Raw genomic sequence first — 23,202 nt, 5'->3', positions numbered from 1 at the left:
TCTACACCACCATCAACTGATGATTCGCCAGTAAGGTGGCGAGGTCGGTATGCACGCCCGTCAGCGTGACCACGTTAGCTGTCGCAAAATTGCCGCCCGTGCCATCGCGGTCGATCTGCACGATGGTGTCGCTGCCGCTCTGGGTGACTTTGACAAAATCACCGATGTTTCCGGCCTGGGCATCCAGCGTTGCCACACCGTTGACATAGCTGGCTTTGCCGTTTCCGGTGTAGCCGCTGCCCTGTAACAGTTCACGAATATCAATGCGATCGGTGTCGGCGGTGCCTTCCCAGGTGCCTACCGTAAAGCCATTCACCACGTCCGAACCGTTGCCCCCGGTGGCGTCACTGGCGTTAAGCAGTTTATAGAGCAAGGTGTCGTGACCGCCGTTACCGATGTTGAGCGTGTCGTTGCCGCCGCGCCCTTCCAGTTGGTTATCGCCGCTGCTGCCGGTCAGAGTGTCATTAAAATTCGAGCCGGAAATCCCTTCGATGTTGGTAAATGTCGAGGTATTAAAACCGGTAGCCTGGGCGGTGGTGACGCTTAAGTTAGCGGTCACGCCCACCGTTGAGAGACGGAAATCGACCACGTCCATGCCGCCGTTCGCCAGCCAGGTTCCTGTGCCGGAGCTGTACACCCAGCCGCCGGAACCGTCGTAGATGTCGGTGCCTGCGGTGGCGAAGAAGGTGTCGTTATAGCCAGTGCCGACAAACTTGCCGTTGTTGCTCGCCGTACCTGCTTCAGCACTGAGGTCGTAAGCGTGAGTAGCATCGGTGGCCTGTAAGCCGCCCCAGCTGGTATTCACCGTCTGGTCGATATTGCTGGCGGTAGTGCCGGTGGATTTGATCAGCACCGCGTTGTAGGTTTCTCCCGCGTTAAGTCCGTAGAAGTTGACCAGCGCCGAGGTGTCGTTAACGCCCATCCCCGACTGCGGGTTGATGATTTGTGTGGCAACCAGCACGCCCGCCGAGTTGTACAGCTTCACGGTATTGCCGTAATAGACGTTAATACCGTTAGGATCGGTGATACGCAGGTGCAACGAGGTCCCGTAGCTCACCGTGTTAGTGTTACGGATGAGGAACACGCTGCCCGACTGTTTGGTTACCAGCACATCCACCGCGCCGTCCCAGTCGTAGTCCATTGCCGCCACGCCGCTGGTGGTGCCGCTCTGGCTGCTGCCGAGGGCCGATTGTGTCCAGTTACTGGCGTTGCTGACGTTAGTATAAAGATACGACTGTCCGGTCTGGGCGATACGGGCGATGTCCATTAACCCGTCATGATCCCAGTCGACGGCCAGGCTGAATTGACTGGCGTAGGTGGTTGCCGTCGCGCCGACCGCCACCGGGCTACCCAGCACGCCGTTGGTGTTGAATAACAGCGAACCGTAGTTAGCTCTTCCCTGGCTGGCGGGCAGGAAGAGATCCATATCGCCGTCACCATCGAAATCGGCCCATGTCATGGAAACGGATGTCGAGTTTCCCCCCGAGCCAGGACTACTGAGGAAAGTATTGACGGTGTTTTGTCCCCAGACGAAGGTGCCATTGCCCTGACTTATCAACGATGAGAGGGTGAAGTTGTTGTTCAGGTTGAAAGTGTGCTGAACCAGGTCAATCCTGCCGTCATTATTAAGATCGACACCGGAACCTTCGTTGAGTGACAGATAACCTGTCACCGCCCCACCGACCGTAGCACTCCCCCCGTTATTAGCAGTGGTCGAGTTGCCTGTCAGGGTGCCGGCATTGTTCCACAGGAAAGTGTTGGAGTCCGGCCCCCCGGCGTCGCCAATCCAGAAATCAAGATAACCGTCGCCCTCTTTATCAAACGCCACAATCGAGCCATACCACGTCAGGGTGCCAACGTTCACCTGGATGGCGCTGGAAAACGTACCATCGCCGTTATTAGTAAAGCCGTTGATATACCCCGTGCCGTAGTCATCACGGGTAATAAACAGATCGCCCGTACCGTTACGGTTGTAATCGGCGATGGAGCTGGTGGCATAGTTGTTGCCACTTTGCACCAGCGTCAGGGCGGTTTTCGACCAGGTGCGCGGATCGGTGGATTGCATAATTTGCTGGTTGGCCAGCACCGTCCACATCCCGTGGTTGTCGAGTCCATAAGTCAGCCCCCATGCGGTAGATTTGCTGGTGGTGGTCCAGGTCGGTGTGTAATCTATCGCCGCGTTAACCGTTACCGTGCCAGTGCTGACGTTGGCGGTGTTGCCATTGCCCGCCGAGCTTTTCACCTGCGCGGTGACGTTATAGGCGGTCGCAGACGCCGCCAGCGCGTCGGTATCCGGCAGTTGTACATACCAGGTGTTGTGCGCCGGATCGACCACCACCGCACCGCCCGGTTGCGAGGTGTAAGTTTTGCCGTTGATCACCACTTCAACATACTGCCCACTGGCAAGTGCCGCCGTGATTACGCCGCTGATAATCGGCGTGGTATCGCGTGTGGTTTGATTGGTGATTTGCGCAAGCGTCGTCGGAATAGAGGTATCGACCGTCAGAACAAAATCGCTGGAGGAGGTGATATTCCCCGCCAGATCCACCACTCGTGCGCTGTAGGTATAGGCACCGCTGACCAGACCACTGTCGCTGTAAGTCCAGTTCAGCGCGCCGACCATCGTCACCGCACCTAACAGCAGACCGTTACGGTAGAGGTAAACGACTTCACCGCTGGCAAGCGGCGCAGAGAGCACGCCGTTGAGCAACGGCGTGGTGTCGTCGGTGGCCTGCGAATTGCTAAACGTCCCCTGCCGCTGCCCGATATCATCGGTATACGACACAATGGTCGGCGTGGCGGTGGGGTTAATCGTATCGACCACCACCGTTTTCGATACCACCGGACCTGTATTTCCCGCCAGATCCAGCACCCGTACCTGATAAACGTAGCTGCCGTCGGTCAGCGTGCGGCTGTCAGTGTAAGTCCACTGCGTACCGTTGGTGGTGAGCGTGGTCCAGGTCGCGCCGCCATCGAGGCTAATCTGCGCCACTTCGCCGCTGGCAAGCCCCGCCCCCAGCGAACCGGTCAGCGTGAGCGTGGTATCGCTGGTGATAAAGTCGGTGGCCGAACTCCCCGTATCGGTGCTGATGCTGGCGATGGTGAGCACCTGCGCCGGGTTAACGGTGTCGATCTGCGCCGATTGGCTGCCGGATGCGCCAACGTTGCCCGCTAAATCAACCACCCGTACCTGCCAGGTGGTGGTACCGTTGGTGAGCGTGCGTCCGTCAACATAACTCCAGTTCAGACCGTCTGCGGCAACGGTCACGTTCACCCAGGTTGCGCCGTTGTCGGTACTGATTTGCGCGAACTCATTAGCGCCGAGCGCCGCGCCCAGCACGCCGCGCACGGTAAGCGTGGTGTCGCTGGTAATAAAATCGCTGCTGCTGGCTCCGGTGTCATCGCTGATACCGGTAATAGTGATGCTTTTCGCCGCTTCCGGGCTGATGGTGTCGACCACCACATTTTGCGTCGCGGTCTGCCCGACATTCCCCGCCAGATCCACCACCCGCACCGTGTAGTTCCAGGTGCCGTCGGTGAGCGTGCGACTATCGGCATAGCTCCAGCTGGTGCCAATAACGGTTAACGTAGTCCAGGTGACACCGCCGTCGAGGCTGATTTGCGCCCGTTCATCTGCCGCCAGCGCCGCGCCGAGCGTCCCGCGCACGGTCAGCGTAGTGTCACGGGTCACAAAATCGCTGCTGCTTAACCCGGTGTCATCGCTGATGCCCGCAATGACGATGGTTTTGCTCGCCAGCGGCGCGGTGGTGTCCACGGTGACTATCTGGCTGGCGGTCGCGCCGATATTTCCGGCGGTGTCGATCACCCGTACCTGATAGTTGTAGTTACCGTCGGTCAGCGTGCGCCCGTCAAGATAAGTCCAGGTTAATCCATTTACCGCCAGATTCTGCCAGGTGGTGCCGCCATCGATACTGATTTGCGCGAACTCACCAGCAGAGAGCGGCGCGCCGAGCGTACCACTCACCGCAAGCGTCGTGTCGCTGGTGACAAAATCATTAGTAATCAGACCTGTATCGGTGGTGATCGCGCTAATGGCGATGGTTTTCACCGCGGGATCTGGCGCAGTAGTGTCGATCACCACATTCTGGCTATCAGTCGCCCCGACGTTGCCCGCCGCATCAATCACCCGCACCTGATAGAGATAGTTACCATCAGTCAGCGTGCGGCTGTCGTTATAGCGCCAGGTCGTGCCAGTAACGGTAAGCGTGCTCCAGGTTACACCGCCGTCGATACTGATTTGCGCCGTCTCGTTACTGGCAAGCGCGGCAGTGAGTGAGCCGTTGACCACCACCGGGCTGACGCTGGTGATAAAGTCGCTGGCGCTAAGGCCAGTGTCGGCTTGCAGGGAATCAATATTAATGCCCATCGCCGGGGCGCTGAGATCGACGGTAATGGTGTGATTGCTGCTACCGGTGTTTCCGATAGCGTTGCTCACCGAGGCGTTAATTACGTAGGCATTGCCGTCCGCCAGCGCGGTGACATCGGCGCTACCGAGGGAGTAGCTCCAGCTACCACCAGTCTGCACCGTGGTGGTGTAGGTTTTACCGTTTAAGGTCAGAGTCAGCGTCTGCCCGACTGGGGCGGTGGTGGTGCCGCTGATCACCAAAGACGCGCCGTGTTCCGCCGCGTTCACCACATCATCGCCCGCAAAGGTATTGATGGTGACCGTTGGCACGCTGCCATTCAACGTCACGCCACGGCTGGCGCTACCGGGGTTTCCGGCCTGATCGCTGACCGTCGCGCTGATGGTGTAGCTGCCGTCGCTTAATCCGGAAAACTGCTGCGCCGGAATAAATACCGACCAGCTTCCGCCACTGCCGACCGTTGCGGTCCAGGTCTGTCCGTTAAAGGTGACGGTGACAGTCTGACCTACTTCGGCGGTGGTGTTGCCGCTGATAGTCTGCCCGGCAAGCTGTTCGGCGTTGTTGATAATATCGTCACCCGCAACGGTGGCGATGGTGACCGTCGGCGCAACGGTGTCAACAGTCAGGGCGTGCGTGGTTTGACCGGGGTTACCGGCGCGATCGTTCACGCTGGCGGTAATGGTCTGCGCGCCTTGCCCGAGTGCTGCCAGATCCGCCGCAGGCACGTTCAGCGCCCAGGTGCCATTGGCGGCAACCGTGGCGGTATAGGTTTTGCCGCCAAAGGTGACAGTGACCGTCTGCCCCACTTCCGCGCTGGTCGAGCCGTTAAGGGTTAACGGCTGCTGCTGTTCGGCGGCGTTGAGTCGGTCATCCGTCGAAACGGTATTAATGTTGATAACCGGTGCGGTGAGATCCACCGCCACGCTGCGCGAGGCCGTGGCGCTGTTTCCTGCGCTGTCCTGGGCGGAGGCGCTAACCGTGTAGCTGGTGCCATCCGCAAGTGCCGCGACGTCTGCCGCCGACACATTCACGCTCCAGCTCCCGTTGTTCTGAATGGTGGCGCTGTAGCCCTTGCCATTAAGCAACACGGTCACCACCGTGCCTGTCGCGAAATTAGTGCCAGTGCCGCTCAGGGTCAGCGCACTGCCTGCTTCGGCGGCGTTAATAATATTATCGCCACTGATGGTGCTGACTGAGAGCGACACCACCGCCGTATTGACCTGCACGTTGTGCGTCTGCGTGCTGCTGTTGCCTGCGCTGTCGGTGATGGTGGCGCTGATGGTCACCGTGCCGTCTGCAAGGCCGGAAACCACGTTGGCTGGCACGCCAACGCTCCAGTTGCCGCTGGCATCGGTGCTGGTGACATACTGCTGCCCGGCGATGGTCACCACCAGGCGGTCACCCGCCACCGCGCCCGTGGCGGTGCCGCTGATAATCTGCGCCTGAGAGTGTTCGACGTTGTTAATCACGTCATCGCCTGCCACGGTGTTGAAGCTGATGACGGGCGCGGTGGTATCGATGGTGACGCCTTTGCTGGCGCTGCCAGGGTTACCCGCCAGATCGCTGACCGTGGCGGTCAGGGTGTAGCCGTTATTGGCAAGTGCGGTTAAGTCACTGGCAGGCAGCGTTAAGCTCCAGCTGCCGTCTGCCTGCACCGTGGTCTGGTAGTTAGTGCCGTTTAGCGTGACGGTGAGCGTTTGCCCGGTTTCCGCGGTGTTGGTGCCGGACACCGTGACGCCCGCCGCCGCTTCGCTGGCGTTGATGATGTTATCGCTGGCAATGGTGTTGATGGTCACCGTTGGCGCGGCGCTATCGACGCTGTATTCATGCGTTGCCGTGGCGCTGTTGCCGTTGACGTTAGTCACCCGCACCTGGGCGCTGGCATCGCCGTCACGCAGAGCCGCCAAATCCGCAGTCGGAACGGTGGTGCTCCAGCTACCGTTTGCCGCCACCGTGGTGGTGTAGGTTTTGCCGCCAAAGGTAATAGTAACGGTTTGCCCCGCTTCGACGCCGGACGTGCTGCCGGAAAGCGTTAGCGCCGCGCCTTTTTCGGCAGCGTTAATCACATCATCAGGGGTAATAGCGTTAATGCTGATGGCGACGGTAGTGAGATCAACGCTCACCGGATGGGTAATGCTGGTTTGCGTTCCGGCACTGTTCGCGCCGCTAACGGTAATATTCAGCATTCCCGCAGGCCAGTTACTGACATCCGCCGCCGGAACGCCGACGCTCCAGGTGCCGTTCGCCAACACCGTGGCGGCATAAGTTTGGTTATTTATCACCACGGTCAGCGCCGTGCCTGCCGTAAAGCCGGAGCTGCTCCCGGTAATCACCTGCGCCTGAGCGTGTTCGATGATATTGACCACATCATCGCCTGCGACGGTATCCACCCGCAGACCGGGCAGACTGGCATCGATGGTGATATCACGCATGCCGCTGCCGGTGTTGCCAACGGCGTTGGTCACCGAGGCATTAACGGTTAATTCACCGTTACCTAACGCCTGCCAGTCAGCGGCTGGTACGCTTACATTCCAGCTTAAATCAGCCTGCACGGTGGCGGTGTAAGTTTTACCACCCAGTTCAACGGTGACGGTGCTGCCAGCCACCGCCCCGGTTACCTGGCCGCTGATAGTTTGTGCGCTACCCGCTTCGGCGGCATTGATAATGTCGTCCGTCGCCACCGGATTAATGGTGACGCCTGGCAGCGCGGTATTGACCTGCACATTATGGCTGGCAGTACTGCTGTTGCCCTGGGCGTTGGTGACGCTCGCCGTGACGCTATATGTCGCTTCGCCCAGTGCACTGACCGCCGAGGCGGGCACGGTCACGCTCCAGTTGCCGGAGGCATCGGTGGTGGCGCTGTAGTTTTGTCCATTCAGCGTGACGGTGATCGCCGTGCCCGCAGGCTGATCGCTGGTGCCGGAAAGCGCCAGATTCGATCCTTTTTCCGTCGCGTTGATCACGTCATCGCCCGCGATGGTGTTGATGCTAATCGCTGGCGCGGTGAGGTTAATGGTGACGGTTCGGCTGGCGTCGTCGCTGTTGCCCGCCCGATCGCTGACGCTGGCGGTGATGGTCTGTGCGCCGCTACTGAGTGCCGCAACATCCGCTGCTGGAACGCCAACGCTCCAGTTGCCGGAGGCATCCAGCGTCGTGGTATACGTTTTGCCATTGAGCACAACGCTCACCACATCGCCCGCTTCCCCGCCCGTGCTGGTACCGGAGATCACCAGCGCCTGTGCGTGTTCGGCGTCGTTAATGATGTCATCGCCTGCCACGGTGTTAATGGTGAGAACCGGCGCGGTGGTGTCTACCGCCAGATTATGGCTGGCGCTGCCGGGATTGCCCGCTTTGTCGTTGACCGTGGCGCTGACGGTGTAATTGCTTGCAGTCAGAGCGCCCAGGGCTGAAGTGGGAACGCTGACGCTCCAGCTACCGTCCTCCTGTACATTACCGGTGTAAGTTGCGCCGTTAAGGGTGACGGTGACCGTCTGCCCGGTTTCGGCGGTGCTGGTGCCGCTGATGGTGAGCGGGTTTCCCGCCTCCGTGGCGTTAAGGATGTCATCGCTGGCGATGGTGTTTATGGTAAGCGTCGGTGCGCTGGCATCGACGCTATACGCATGAGTTGCCGACGCGTTGTTGCCGCTCGCACTGCTGACACTGGCCTGCACGGTCGCCGCGCCGTCTGGCAAGGTTGCCAGATCTGACGCTGGAACGTTCACGCTCCAGCTACCGTTGGCGGCGACGCTGGCGGTGTAGGTTTTGCCGCCAAAAGTGACGGTAACGGTTTGCCCGTTTTCAATCCCACTGGTGCTGCCAGAAAGGGTCAGATTGGTGCCTTTTTCGGCGGCGTTAATCACGTCGTCGCTGGCAACGGTGTTGATGCTGATTGCCACCGCCGTTAAATCGACGGTGAACGGATGGCTGACGCTGACCGGGTTTCCGGCGCTGCTCTGGCCTGTCACTTCAACGGTTAACGGCCCCGCAGGCCATGCGCTGACGTTTGCCGCCGGAATGCCGACGCTCCAGCTCCCGTCTGCCTGTACCGTGGCAGAATAAGCCACACTGTTGATGGTAACCGTCAGCACAGCACCTGCATTCAGGCCACTACTGCCACCAGTGATCACCAGTGCCTGACCATGCTCAATGCTGTTGACGATATCATCGCCCGCCACGGTATCCACCCGCAGCCCAGGCAGGTTGGCATCAATGGTGATATCCCGCGTGCCGCTACCCGTATTGCCATTCGCGTTGGTCACCGAGGCGGTAATGATCAAATCGCCATTGCCCAACGCCTGGAGATCGGCTGCCGGAACGCTGATACTCCAGCTTAAGTTGCCCTGTACCGTAGCGGTGTAAGTGTTACCGCCCAGCGTCACGGTGACTGTATCGCCTGCGGCGGCACGGGTCACCACCCCGCTGATGGTTTGATCGTCCCCGGCTTCGGCGGCGTTGATAATATCGTCGTCCGCCACGGTGTTGATGGTGACGCCTGGCAGGCCGCTGTCGACCAGTAAATTCGCCTGGCTGCTGGCGGTGTTGCCTGCCGCACTGGTGGCACTGGCGCTGACGGTATAGTTAGCCTGACCTAAGGCCGCCAGATCGCTCACCGGTACGGTTAAGGTCCAGTTGCCGGCTGCGTCGGTGGTGGCGCTGTAGTTATGACCGTTGAGCGTGACGGTAACCTGTGCGCCGGTCGCCAGCCCCGTACTGCTACCGCTAATGGTCAACGGCTGGCCTTTTTCATCGGCGTTCAGGACGTTATCGCTGCTGATGGCGTTAAAGGTAATGGTCGGCAGCCCGGTATTGACCGTCACCTGATGGGTGGCGCTACCACTGTTTCCTCCGGCATCAGTGACGCTGGCGTTAATGGTCACCGTGCCGTTTGCCAGTGCCGAAACAACGCTTGCCGGGACGCCGATGCTCCAGTTACCGCTGGAATCCAGCACGGTGGTGAAGGTATTTGAGCCGATAGTCACCGTCACGGTGCTACCGGTTGCCGCCCCCGTGGCAGAGCCGCTAATGATCTGCGCCTGGGCGTGTTCCGTCGCGTTGATCACATCATCGCCTGCCACCGTGTTGATGGTGACGACCGGAACGGAAGTATCCACCGTCAGGTTGTGGTTAACCGAGGTCGGGTTTCCGGCCTTGTCGCTCACCGCCGCGCTGACGGTGTAGATGCTGGCGGTCAGAGCGCTTAAGTCGGCTGGCGGTACGCTGATACTCCAGCTGCCGTCCGTTTGTACCGTGCCAGTATAGTTTGCGCCATTGAGCGTGACGGTCACCGTCTGCCCGGCTTCCGCCGTGCTGCTGCCGGTGATGGTCAGCGCCGCACCCGCTTCGGCGGCGTTAAGAATATCGTCGCCCGCAATGGTGTTAATGGTCACCGTTGGCGCGGTGGCATCGACGCTGTAAGCGTGGGTAGTGGTGGCACTGTTGCCGTTAACGTTGCTGACACTGGCCTGCGCGCTGGCATCACCATCACGCAGGGCCGCCATATCTGCCGCCGGAACCGTGGTGCTCCAGGAACCATTCGCCGCGACACTTGCAGTATAGGTTTTACCGCCAAAGGTCACGGTGACCGTTTGACCAGCCTCCACGCCGGAAGTGCTGCCGGAGAGCGTTAACGCCGCGCCTTTTTCGGCGGCGTTAATCACATCATCGGCGGTAATGGCGTTGATGCTGACCGCCACCGCCGAGAGATCGACAGTCACCGGATGCGTAACGCTGACCGGGTTTCCGGCGGTAGTGCTGCCGCTCGCCGTAATCGTCAGCGCCCCCGCAGGCCAGGCGCTGACATCTGCCGCCGGAATGCCGACGCTCCAGGTGCCATCGGCTAATACCGTCGCGCCGTAGGTGACGTTATTGATCACCATCGTCAGCGCCGCACCCACCGCCAGCCCGCTGCTGCTACCGGTTATCACCAGTGCCTGACCATGCTCGATGCTATTAACCACATCATCGCCCGCCACGGTGTCAATCCGCAGACCGGGGAGATTCGCGTCTATGGTGATTTCGCGCGTGCCGTTGCCGGTATTGCCTACGCTGTTTGTTACCGAAGCCGAAATGGTCAGCTCTCCGTTGCCCAGCGCCTGTAACGCCGAAGCCGGAACATCGACACTCCAGCTTAAGTCTGCCTGTACCGTAGCGGTGTAAGTCGCCCCGCCTAGCGTCACGGTCACCGTGTCGCCCGCCGCGGCCCTCGTGACCTGCCCGCTGATAGTTTGAGTTGCCCCCGCTTCGGCGGCGTTAATAATATCATCCGTTGCCACAACGTTAATGGTGACGCCCGGTAGCGCGGTATTAACCTGCACGTTATGGCTGGCGGAACCGCTATTGCCATCAACATCGGTTGCGGCGGCAGTCACCGTATAAGTCGCTTCACCGAGCGTACCAACCGCAGACGCCGGAACAGTCACGCTCCAGTTCCCGGAAGCATCGGCAGTGGTGGTGTAATTTTGCCCGTTGAGCGTAACGGTAATCTGCGTGCCCGCAGGCTGGTCGCTGGTGCCGGAAATCGCCAGATCCGCGCCTTTCTCCGTGGCGTTGATGATGTCATCGACGGCGATGGTGTTAATGGCGAGTATCGGTGCACCGAGCGCCACGCTGACAGTGTGCGAGGCCGTGCCGCTGTTGCCTGCGGAGTCGGTAACCGTGGCGGTAATGGTCACATCGCCCTGGGCCAGCGCGGAAATCACGCTGGCAGGCACGCCGATGCTCCAGTTGCCGTTGGCGTCCAGCACGGTGGTGTAGGTGGTCGTGCCAATCGTCACGGAAACCGTGTTACCCGTCGTCGCGCCCGTTGCCGAGCCGCTGATAATCTGCGCCTGAGCATGTTCCGTGGCGTTAATGATGTCATCGCCCGCTACCGTGTTAATGGTGACGACCGGAGCGGCAAGATCCACCGTCAGGTTATGCGTTGCCGAGGTTGGGTTGCCCGCTTTGTCGCTGACCGCCGCGCTCACCGTATAGGGGCTGGCGGTAAGGTCGGCTAAATCGCCAGTTGGTACGCTGACGCTCCAGCTCCCGTCTGCCTGCACGTTGCCGCTGTAATTGACGCCGTTTAGCGTCACGGTCACTGTCTGCCCGGCTTCTGCGGTGCTGGTGCCGCTGATGGTCAGCGCCGATCCCGCTTCGGCGGCATTAAGAATATCGTCGCTGGCGATGGTGTTGATAGTAACGGAGGGCGCGGTGGCATCGACGCTATAAACATGCGTTGCCTGGGCGTTGTTACCCGCGACGTTGCTGACGCTGGCCTGGATGTTTGCTGCGCCATCCGGCAAGGTTGCGAGATCGGCGGCTGGGATCGTCAGCCCCCAGGTATTATCCGCGGCAACCGTGGTGGTGTAGCTTTTGCCACCGAAAATAACGGTAATAGTCTGCCCCGCTTCCACATCTGAGGTGGTGCCGGAAAGCTGCAAATCAGTGCCTTTCTCGGCGGCGTTTATCACATCGTCAGTGGAAAGGGTGTTGATGGTAATCGCCACGGCCGCAAGATCGACGGTCACCGGATGAGTAATGCTGGTTGTGGTTCCGGCAGTGTTAGTGCCAGAGACGGCAATATTGACCGTCCCCGCAGGCCAGTTTGTGACATCTGCCGCCGGAACACCGACGCTCCAGGTGCCATCGGCGAGTACCGTTGCGCCATAGGTGACGCCGTTGATAACTACCGTCAACGCCGCCCCCGCCGCCAGTCCGCTACTGCTACCGGTGACCACCAGTGCCTGAGTGTGCTCAATGCTGTTAATCACATCATCGCCTGCCACGGTATCGACCCGCAGACCTGGCAAGTTGGCGTCTATCACGATATCGTGCGTCGCGGTGCCGGTATTATTTGCGGAATTGGTCACCGAGGCGCTGATGGTCAGTTCACCGTTACCCAGCGCCTGCAAATCTGCCGCAGGCACGCTGACGCTCCAGCTTAAATCTGGCTGCACGGTGGCAATGTATTGATTACCGCCGAGCGTGACAGTGACCGAATCTCCTGCTGCTGCCGTCCCCGTAACCTGTCCGCTGAGGGTCTGGTTAACGGCGATTTCAGCGGCGTTGATAATGTCATCACCCGCCACAGTATTAATGATTACCCCTGGCAGGAGCGATTCGACATTCACCGTATGGGTAGTACTACCGCTGTTACCCGCGCTGTCGGTGGCGCTGGCGCTAATCGAATAAACCGCCTCGCCCAGTGCGCCGACCGCCGAAGCCGGCACGGTAACGCTCCAGTTGCCGGAGCCGTCGGTGGTGGCGCTGTACGCCAGGCCGTTCAACATCACGGTGACCGTAGTGCCTGCCGCCAGGCCGCTGGAGACGCCGCTGATGATCAGATCCTGGGTCTTCTCCGCATTATTAATAATGTCATCACCGGAGACAGTGTTAATGGTCAGCGTCGGGCCACTGAGATCAACGGTCACGTCGTGAGTCGTGCTGTCGCTGTTGCCCGCGCGATCGCTCAGGCTGGCGGTGATGGTCTGGCTACCGGTTGCCAGTGCCGTGACATCCGCCGCCGGAATACCCACACTCCAGTTACCGGAGGCGTCCAGCGTTGTGGTGTAGTTTTTACCGTTCAGCGTGACGGTCACCACATCGCCTGCCGCCGCGCCCGTACTGGTGCCGCTCACCACCAGCGCCTGACCATGTTCGATGGCGTTGATAATGTCATCGCCCGCGACGGTATTAATGGTGAGATCCGGCGCGGTAACGTCCACCGCCAGTGCATGATCCGCGCTTGCCGGGTTGCCCGCTTTGTCGCTCACCGTGGCGGTCACGGTATAACTGCTGGCGGTTAATCCGCTTAAATCTGTCGCCGGAACGTTCACACTCCAGGTGCCATCGGCCTGGACGGTAGTCTGGTACGTGTTGTTATTGAGCGTGACAGTCAGCGTCTGCCCGGCCTGCGCCGTGGTGGTGCCGCTGATGGTTATCCCCGCGCCCGCTTCACTCACGTTGAGAATATCGTCGCTGGCGATGGTGTTGATGGTCACAAGCGGCGCGGTGGCATCGACGCTGTACGCGCGATCGGCCTGGGCGCTGTTGCCGTTAATGTTGCTGACACTCGCCTGCACGTTGCCCGCGCCGTCCGGCAACGCAGCGAGATCGGCAGGCGGCACATTCACCGTCCAGCTACCGTTGGCTTCCACAGTGGTGGTGTAATTTTTACCGCCAAAGGTGACGGTCACCGTCTGCCCGGCTTCTACACCGCTGGTACTGCCGCTCACCACCAGCGTTTCGCCTTTTTCGACGGCATTGATCACATCATCGCCGGAGAGAGTGTTAATGGTTATGGCGACCGCCGCCAGATCGACGGTAACCGGATGGGTAATGGTGGAGGTTGTTCCGGCGCTGTTGGTGCCGCTTACCGTGATATCCACCGTACCCGCAGGCCAGTTGCTGACGTCTGCCGCCGGAACGCCGAGGTTCCATGTACCGTCAGCTAACACCGTGGCAGCGTAAGTGACGTTGTTAATCACGACCGTTAATGCCGTTCCTGCCGTCAGCCCGGTGCTGCTACCTGTTATCACCAGCGCCTGATTGTGCTCAAGGCTGTTAATAACATCATCGCCCGCCACGGTATCGACCCGCAAACCAGGCAGATTGGCATCGATCGTAATATCGCGCGAGCCGCTGCCGGTATTACCAACGTCATTGGTGACCGAGACGTTAACTGTCAGGTCGCCGTTACCCAGCGCCTGAATATCCGCCGCTGGAACGCTGACACTCCAGCTTAAATTAGCCTGCACCGTAGCGGTGTAGGTGTTGCCGCCCAGCGTGACGGTGACCGTATCGCCCGCCGCCGCGCCCGTCACCTGCCCGCTGATGGTTTGCGCACTGCCCGCTTCGGCGGCATTAATAATGTCATCGGTTGCCACTGCGTTAATGGTAACGCCAGGTAAGGCGCTGTTGACCAGCACATTATGGCTGGCGGAATTACTGTTGCCTGCCGTGTCGGTAACGCTCGCCGTTACCGTGTAGTTGGCTTCACCCAACGCGCTAGCTGCCGAGGCTGGAACCGTAGCGCTCCAGTTGCCACTGCTATCGGTGGTAGCGGTGTAATTTTGCCCGTTCAGCGTCACCGTTATTGTGGTGCCTGCGGGCTGATTACTGGTGCCGGTGATTTGCAGATCCGCGCCTTTTTCTGTGGCGTTAATCACGTCATCGCTGGCGATAGTGTTGATGCCAATGGTTGGCGCGGTGAGATTTACGGTGACCGTGCGGCTGGCATCATCGCTGTTGCCTGCCGTATCGGTAATTGCCGCAGTGATGGTTTGCGGGCCGCTGCCCAGCGCAGTGACGTCTGCTGCCGGAACGCCGACGCTCCAGTTGCCGGAGGCGTCCAGCGTGGTAGTGTAGGTTTTACTGTTTAACGTGATGGTGATGACATCGCCCGCTTCCCCGCCAGTACTGGAACCGGAGATCACCAGCGCCTGCCCGTGTTCGGCGGCATTAATGATGTCATCGCCGGAGACGGTGTTAATGGTTAAAACTGGCACGGTGAGATCCACCGCCAGGCCGTGAGTGGCGGTCGCCGGGTTACCCGCTTTGTCGCTTACCGAGGCGCTGACCGTGTACGGGCTGGCGGTCAGATTGCTGAGATCTGTTGTCGGCACGCTGACGCTCCAGCTACCGCCCGCCTGAACGGTGCCGATGTAAGCCACACCATTAAGCGTGACGGTTACCGTTTGCCCCGCTTCGGCGGTGCTGGTGCCGCTGATGGTTAACGGATTGCCCGCCTCAGCGGCGTTAAGAATATCGTCGGTGGCGATGGTGTTAATGGCAAGCGTCGGTGCCGTGGCATCGACGCTATAGGCGTGGGTTGCCGAAGCCGTGTTGCCGTTAATATTGCTGACACTGGCCCGTACCGTGGCGTCGCCGTCACGTAACGCGCTGAGATCGGCGGCGGGTACGGTGGTTGTCCAGCTGCCATCGCCCGCTACGGTAGCGGTATAGGTTTTGCCGCCAAAGGTGACGGTGACGGTTTGCCCCGCTTCCACGCCGGAAGTGCTGCCGGAAAGGGTTAAATCTGCCCCTTTTTCGGCGGCGTTAATCACATCGTCGCCGGAAACGGTGTTAATGGAGATCGCCACCGCCGCCAGATCGACGGTGACCGGATGGGTGATGGTGGAGGTTGTTCCGGCAGTGTTAGTGCCGCTTACCGTGATATCCACCGTCCCCGCAGGCCAGTTGCCCACGTCTGCCGCCGGAACGCCAACGCTCCATGTGCCATCGGCTAATACTGTCGCAGCGTAAGTGACCGTGTTAATCACCACCGTCAGCGCCGCGCCCACCGCCAGCCCGCTGCTGCTACCGGTTATCACCAGTGCCTGACCGTGCTCGATGCTGTTAACCACATCATCGCCCGCCACGGTATCGACGCGCAGGCCTGGCAAATTGGCGTCGATAGTAATATCTCGCGAACCGCTGCCAGTATTACCCACGCCGTTGGTTACCGAGACGTTAACTGTCAGGTCGCCATTACCGATGGCCTGAATATCCGCCGCCGGAACGTCCACGCTCCAGCTAAAATTGCCCTGCACAGTAGCGGTGTAGGTTTTCCCGCCAAGCGTCACGGTAACCGTATCGCCCGCCGCCGCGCCCGTCACCTGGCCGCTGATGGTCTGCGCCACGCCCGATTCCGCCGCGTTAATAATATCGTCGGTCGCCACCGGATTAATGGTGACACCCGGCAGCGCGGTATTGACCTGCACGTTATGGCTGGCGGAATTACTGTTGCCTGCGCTATCGGTGACGTTCGCCGTCACTGTGTAGCTGGCTTCGCCCAGCGCACCGACGGCAGAGGCTGGCACCGTGGTGCTCCAGTTGCCTGCGGCGTCCGTCGTGGCGGAGTAATTTTGCCCGTTAAGCGTCACCGTAATTGTGGTGCCTGTTGGCTGATTACTGGTGCCGGAAATTTGCAGATCCGCGCCTTTTTCCGTGGCGTTAATCACGTCATCGCTGGCAATGGGGTTGATGCCAATGGTCGGCGCGGTAAGGTTAACGGTGACCGTGTGCGTCTCGTTGTCGCTGTTGCCAGCCACATCGGTAACGGTCGCCGTCACGGTTTGCGTGCCGCTGCCCAGCGCAGAGACATCCGCAGCCGGAACGCCGACGCTCCAGTTGCCGGAAGCATCCAGCGTCGTGGTGTAGGTTTTACTGTTTAGCGTGACGGTGACGACATCGCCCGCTTCTCCGCCGGTGCTGGAGCCGGAAATCACCAGCGCCTGCCCGTGTTCGGCGGCGTTAATAATATCATCGCCCGCAATGGTGTTAATGGTCAGTACCGGAACGGTGAGATCCACCGCCAGATTATGCGTGGTGCTCGCCGGGTTGCCCGCTTTGTCATTGACCGTCGCCGTCAGGGTATGGCTGCCATCGGTCAGAGCGGCAAGATCTGCCGCCGGAATATTAATACTCCAGCTGCCGTCGGACTGTACCGTTGCCTGATAGGTCTGCACAGTTGGGCTGTTAAGCGTTACCGTAACAATCTGCCCCGCTTCAGCGGTGGTGCTGCCGCTCACCGTCACGCCCGTATCAGCTTCACTGGCGTTAACGATATTGTCGCTGGCGACGGTATTGATAATGATGGTTGGCGCGCTGCTATCGACGCTGTAGTTATGCACCGCCGAGGCGCTATTGCCATTGATATTGCTGACGCTGGCCTGCGCGGAGGCGCTGCCCTCAGGTAATGCTGCCAGATCGGCGGCAGGAACGGTGGCAGTCCAGCTACCATCGCTCGCCACGCTGGCGGTGTAATTTTTCCCGCCAAAGGTGACGGTGACGGTTTGACCGGGTTCTACATTAGTGGTGGTGCCGGAAAGGGTTAAATCAGCGCCTTTTTCTGCGGCGTTAATCACGTCGTCCGTAGCGATGGTGTTGATGGTGATCGCCGCTGGCGTGAGATCGACCGTTACTGGATGCGTAATGCTTATCGGATTTCCGGCGCTACTTTCCCCGGACACAGTAACCGTCACTGTTCCCGCAGGCCAGGCGCTAACCTGCGCCGCCGTGACGCCCACGCTCCAGCCACCATCGGCCTGCACCGCAGTGGTGTATTCCACATTGTTAATCGTAACGGTAAGTGGCGTGCCTTCTGCCAGCCCCGAGCTGCTGCCGGTGACCACCAGCGCCTGCCCGTGTTCGATGATATTGACCACATCATCGCCCGCTACCGTATCGACCCGCAGACCGGGCAGATTGGCGTCAATGGTGATATCCCGTGTGCCGCTGCCGGTGTTGCCGTTTTGATTGGTGACCGAGGCGCTTACCGTTAAATCGCCATTGCCCAGCGCCTGAATATCCGCCGCCGGAACGCTCACGCTCCAGCTTAAACCGGCCTGCACGGTGGTGGTGTAAGTATTACCGCCAAGCGTAACGGTTACCGCGTCGCCAACGGCGGCTCCGGTAACCTGCCCGCTGATGGTTTGCGCTACGCCCGCTTCGGCGGCGTTAATAACATCGTCGGCTGCCACCGGGTTAATGGTCATGCCGGGCAGCGCGCTGTCGACCAGCACGTTATGGCTGGCGGTGTTGCTGTTGCCGATATTACTCGTCACCGCCGCCGTTACCGTGTAGTTGGCCTGGCCCAGTGCGGTTACCGCCGATGCCGGAACGGTGACGCTCCAGTTGCCGGAGGCGTCGGTCGTGGTGGTGTAATTTTGCCCGTTCAGCGTCACGGTGATGGCGGTATTAACAGGTTGATCGCTGGTGCCGGTGATCTGGAGATCGGCTCCTTTTTCGCTGGCGTTGATCACATCATCGCCCGCAATGCTGTTAATGCCGATAAGGGGCGCAGCGGTATTGACCGTGACAGTCAGTGACTGGCTGCCCGCGTTTCCGGCGCGGTCGGTTACCGAGACGCTGACAGGATAACTGCCGTCCACCAGTCCGCTGACAACGGAAGCCGGAACGCCCAGACTCCAGTTGCCGGAAGCATCCACCACCGTGGTGTAATCCACATTATTCAGCGTCACGGTGACGATATCGCCCGCCTGAGCGCCAGTAACCGTGCCGCTGATGATTTGCGCCTGGGTATGTTCCGGCGTGTTAATGACGTTATCGGTCGCCACCGGATTAATGGTTACCACCGGCGGCGTGGCATCGACCAGCGCCACCCGTGAGACGCTGGTCGGATTACCCGCGACATCGCTCACGCTGGCGCTCACCGTGGCGTTGCCGTCAGCCAGTGCGTCAACGTTAGCGGCGGGAACGGTCACGCTCCAGGTGCCATCTGACTGCACGACGCCCTGATAGGTCTGCCCGTTCAGCGTGACGGCCACCGTCTGCCCTGGCTGAGCGTCGGTGGTGCCAGTGATTTGCAGATCCTGACCACTTTCGGCGGCGTTGATGATGTTATCGGCAGTCAGCGAGTCGATGCTTAAGGCCGGAGCCTGGCTGTCTACGGTAATGGTGCGGGAGGTGTTGCCTGTGTTACCGCTGATATTAGTGACGGTCGCAGTGATTTCCGCCGCACCGTCTGCCAGGCTACTCACCGCGCTGGCGGGAACGGTCAGGCTCCAGCCGCCACCTGCCTGAACGGTAGTGGTAAAGGTCTGCCCGGCGAATTTCACTACTACGGTTTGCCCGGTTTCCACCAGCTGCGTGGTACCGGTCAGCGTCAATGGCGCGCCTTTTTCTGCGGCATTGATAATGTCATCGCCGGAGACGGTATTGATGGTAATAAGCACCGCGCCCGGATTAACCTCCACGTTGCGATCGATAGTAACCGGGTTCCCGGCGGGGTCCGTTGCGCTGGCATTAACCACTATCGTACCCGGCGTCAGTGCCTGTAGATCTGCCGCAGGCACGCCTACCTGCCAGTTGCCGTTGCTGTCGGTCACCCCCTGGTAGGTGTTGCCGCCGAGCAAAACAGTGACCACTCTTCCGGCGGGCAAATTAGTACTGCTACCGGTGATAATCAGGTTTTGCTGCTGCTCAACGGCATTGATCACATCATCGCCCGCGATGGTGTCAATGCGCAGCCCCGGCAGCCCGGCGCTGATGGTGATATCAAGCGCACTGCTACCCGTATTGCCATGTACGGTAGTAACCGAAGCATTAATGGTTAACGCACCATCGCCCAGCGCCTGTAAATCTGCCGCCGGAACGTTCACGCTCCAGGTGAGATTGCTGCCCACCGTCGCCGTGTAAGTATTGCCGCCCAGTTCAATAGTGACCGTATCGCCCTGCGCGGCGCCCACGACGACGCCACTCAGGGTTTGATCTGCTCCCGCTTCGGCGTTGTTGACAATGTTGTCGCCCGCAAAGGTGTTGATGATCACCTGCGGCAGCACCGTATCGACCAGCAAATTGCTCTGCGCGGTGCCAGTGTTGCCGGTCACATCGGTGGCGCTGGCAGTGACGGTGTAATTGGTGTTCGCAAGATTAACAACATCACTCACCGGAACGCTCAGCGACCAGACGCCGCCGCTGACCTGAGCGCTATACGTGACATTATTCAACGTCACGCTAACTGTACCGCCATCGGGCAAATTGCTGGTGCCGCTTAACGTTAGCGGCTGCTGAGACTCCAACTCATTCAGTACGTTATCTCCGCTGATAGCATCTATCGCGACTTGCGGCGCGACGCCCGCCAGGGTGATGTTATGAGTCGCTGTACCGGTATTTCCGGCGGCATCGGTCACCGTGACGATAATATCGTTAGGGCCACGCGCTAAAGTGCGAGTTACCGCCGGATCAAGCGCCACATTCCAGCTACCGTCTGCCTGCACCACGCCGGACAGAACTGTGGCGCCTAACTTGACGGTGACCGTGTCGCCAGGAGAAGCCCCACTGACCCGCCCGGAAATAATCTGCGCCACAATCTGTTCGGCGGTATTAAGAATATCGTCACCCGCAACGGTGTTAACGCTGACCACTGGCGCACCGGTGTCTACCGTGAAATTCGCGCTGTTGCTGGTGGTGTTCCCTGCCCGATCGCTGACACTGGCATTGACAGCGTAGTTCCCCTCCGCCAGTGCCCGGACCTCCGTGGCAGGCAGCGTCACTTGCCAGGTTCCGTCGCTACCGACGGTTGCTGAATGGCTTTTCCCGTTGACGGTCAGGGTTACGGTTTGCCCCGCTTCTGCATTCGAAGTGCCGCTCACTACCAGCGCGGCGTTATGTTCTGAGGCGCTGACAATGTTGTCCTGAGCGATGGTGTTGATGGCAAGTGTCGGCGGTTGGGTATCGACCGTTAGCAGCTGCGCGCCAGTGACCGTATTGCCCGTGGCATCTTTCCCACTGACCAGCACCGCCTGATTCCCTTCGCCTAACGCTTGCGCGTCGGCGGTCGGCACCTGCACGCTCCACGCGCCGTTAGCGCCTACGCTGGTGGTGTAGGTTTTGCCGTTTAGCGTGACGGTGAGTTCTGTTCCCTGTGCCAGATGGCTACTGGTGCCAGAAAGCGTAAATCCGGCGGCCTGTTCGCTGGCGTTAATGATGTTATCGCCTGCGGTGGTGACGAGCTGTACGGCGGCCTGACTGTTGTCGATGGTTAACGTTATTGACCCGGCGTTGGTAATGGTGCTCCCAACAATTTGCACCACTGACCAGGTGTGTTCGCCCGCACTTTGCGTAGGCAAATCGACGCTCCAGCGTCCATCACTACCGACCTGGGTACTGGCGATGGTGTCACCATTGCTGTCTTTAATCTGGATGGTCGCCCCCGCCTGCCCACTGCCGCTAAAGGTTGGCGTAGTGTCATCGGTGATATCGTTGGCGGAAAGAATACCGCGTTGATCGCCCTGATTATCGGTTACTAAAAACGATGGCGTGGCATTGCCGGGTTCGGCTGGCGGTGGGTTATTAACCACTTCAGTTTTTGAGTCATCATCACCACCGCTTGCCAGTAAAGCGCCAAGCGCGCCACCACCTACCGCGGCACCCGCTAACCATCCCCACGGGAAGGCACTGGTCTGAGCGACGGTATCAAGATACGGCGCAATGCTTTCAATTGCGGTAGTCTGAGCGGTCAGCTCCACGGGCGCTACTCCACCCGCCGCGGTATCGGCAAAGGTGACATGAGTCAGCTGTTGCCCATCGGCAAACACCAGTTCGGATTGCTCGCTGGTATTTGCCGCTTGCAGGAAATAACCATTACAGCGGATCACCGTGCCGTCCTGCATATAAATCAGCAGATCGTTTCCATCGCGCACATAACGCGCAACGGCAGAGGCCTGAGCATGAACCTGCACCACGGAGGGCTCATAAATGACAACCGTAACGTCGCCAGGATTAATCAGCGTTTGTTTGACGGATGTTTTTCGCGAAATAACATCAATAATCAGGCTCATAATGGCATTCCTGATAAATGGCGCATATCCTTAGCGAGTCCATTTATCTAAATAAGACAAAGGTAATCACTTAACAACGATGCATACCTGATATTAATAATGGCAGGATTATTTCAAGTCGGGTAAGTCGTTGTATAAGCCCTGTTTAATTCCCGCTAATGGAATAAGGTTATTAACCGCAGCGGCATAATTCACTGCGGCGACCCAGCCATCATAATTGGCATTTATTTCAGCCGATTGCGCCTGAAAGACATCTTGCTCGACGGTTAATAGATCATTCAGACTGCGTTTGCCCAATTTATATTCATTTTGGTACACATCTCGCGTTTTGTGCGCACTTTCGGATTGTGCTAAACCGGCTTCTTCGCGACCCCGTGCGCCGGTCCAGTTCGCATATGCCACAGACGCTCGTTGCAGCACATCCAGTTTTGCCTGTTCGACCTGCGAGGCAGAGATTTTTTGTTGCCCTTCAGCCTGTTGCACCTGGGCTGAAACTGCGCCGCCCTGATACAGCGGCGCGTTAACGTTCAGTTGTAACTGGTCGTCCCAATACGAGCGGTCGCTGGTCTGGTAGCGCGTTTTGCCCCCCTGAATACTCAGCGTTGGCCAGTATTGCGCTTTCGTTTTTTCCACACCGTACTGTGCTGACTGGCGTAAGTTTTCTGCCGCCAGCACCAGTGGGATGGACTGGTAATCAATATTTTTCGGCGATACCGGCTGCTCGGCTAATTCAGCAGGTGGCGCGGCTATCGCCTCCGGCTGTACGCCAGTAAGCACCGCCAGTTGCGCTTTGGCGCTCGCCATCTGCGCTTGATATTGCTCCAGCGTTGAGCGCATTCCGGCAATACGCGTCTGGGCCTGTAATTCATCCGACGATGAGTTCAGGCCAGCGTTAGCGCGCAGTGCCGCCATGTTGTAGACGTTTTCCAGCGAGTGGATATTACGTTGCGCCGCATCGCACAACGCCTGATAACGGCTGACTTCCATATAGGTCGTCGCCGTTTTTTCGGCTACGTCGGTTAAGGTTGCCATCAATTTAAAGCGGTAGCTGTCACGAGCGGCGGTTTGCAGTTTGATATCGTTATCTGTTTTACCGAAGTCATACACTAGCTGCGTCAGGGTTATGCCATAAGAAACGTTATTATCCAGCCTGCCGCTGGAGTCCGTTTGCCGGGAAGGCCCCGCATTACCGGTCAAACCGACATGCGGATACCAGGCGCTTTTGGCTTCATCGATTTGCGCTTCGCCAATACCTATCTGCGCCGCCTGTTGGGTGACATCGGGGTTGCGCGCAAAGGCGCGTAATATACTTTCCTGTAAAGATAATCGGGCAACTGGCGTTACCGCTGGGGCGTTCGCCCATTGTGGCAGCGGTGCAGCAATTGTAGCTTCTCCCATCACCATAAAACTTATTAAAAAAAATAAACCCATTATTTTTACGGCTTTTAAACTGGAATCGCGCCATAGATAAGTCACTTCCTTCCAGGTCATTATTTTAACTGGTTTTTATAACCAGTCTCATTTTATTAAGA

1 protein-coding gene and 1 pseudogene are annotated in these 23,202 nt (G+C 59.2%); both read right to left on the bottom strand.

Annotation, left to right across the window (positions count from 1 at the left end; genetic code table 11):
* Position 1 precedes the first annotated feature (1 nt).
* Positions 2-21,670, bottom strand: coding sequence for a BapA-related adhesin SiiEA (gene siiEA, locus HEN33_RS19505; RefSeq protein WP_176263540.1), 21,669 nt, complete (start codon positions 21,668-21,670; stop codon positions 2-4).
* 108 nt (positions 21,671-21,778) lie between these two features.
* Positions 21,779-23,135: pseudogene (locus tag HEN33_RS19500) on the bottom strand (TolC family outer membrane protein).
* Positions 23,136-23,202 lie beyond the last annotated feature (67 nt).

This window comes from Escherichia sp. 94.0001 (assembly GCF_013369155.2).
Lineage (GTDB): Bacteria > Pseudomonadota > Gammaproteobacteria > Enterobacterales > Enterobacteriaceae > Escherichia > Escherichia coli_F.
The sequence above is the reverse complement of the archived record's forward strand: the minus strand, read 5'-3'. Positions and strand labels throughout refer to the sequence as shown.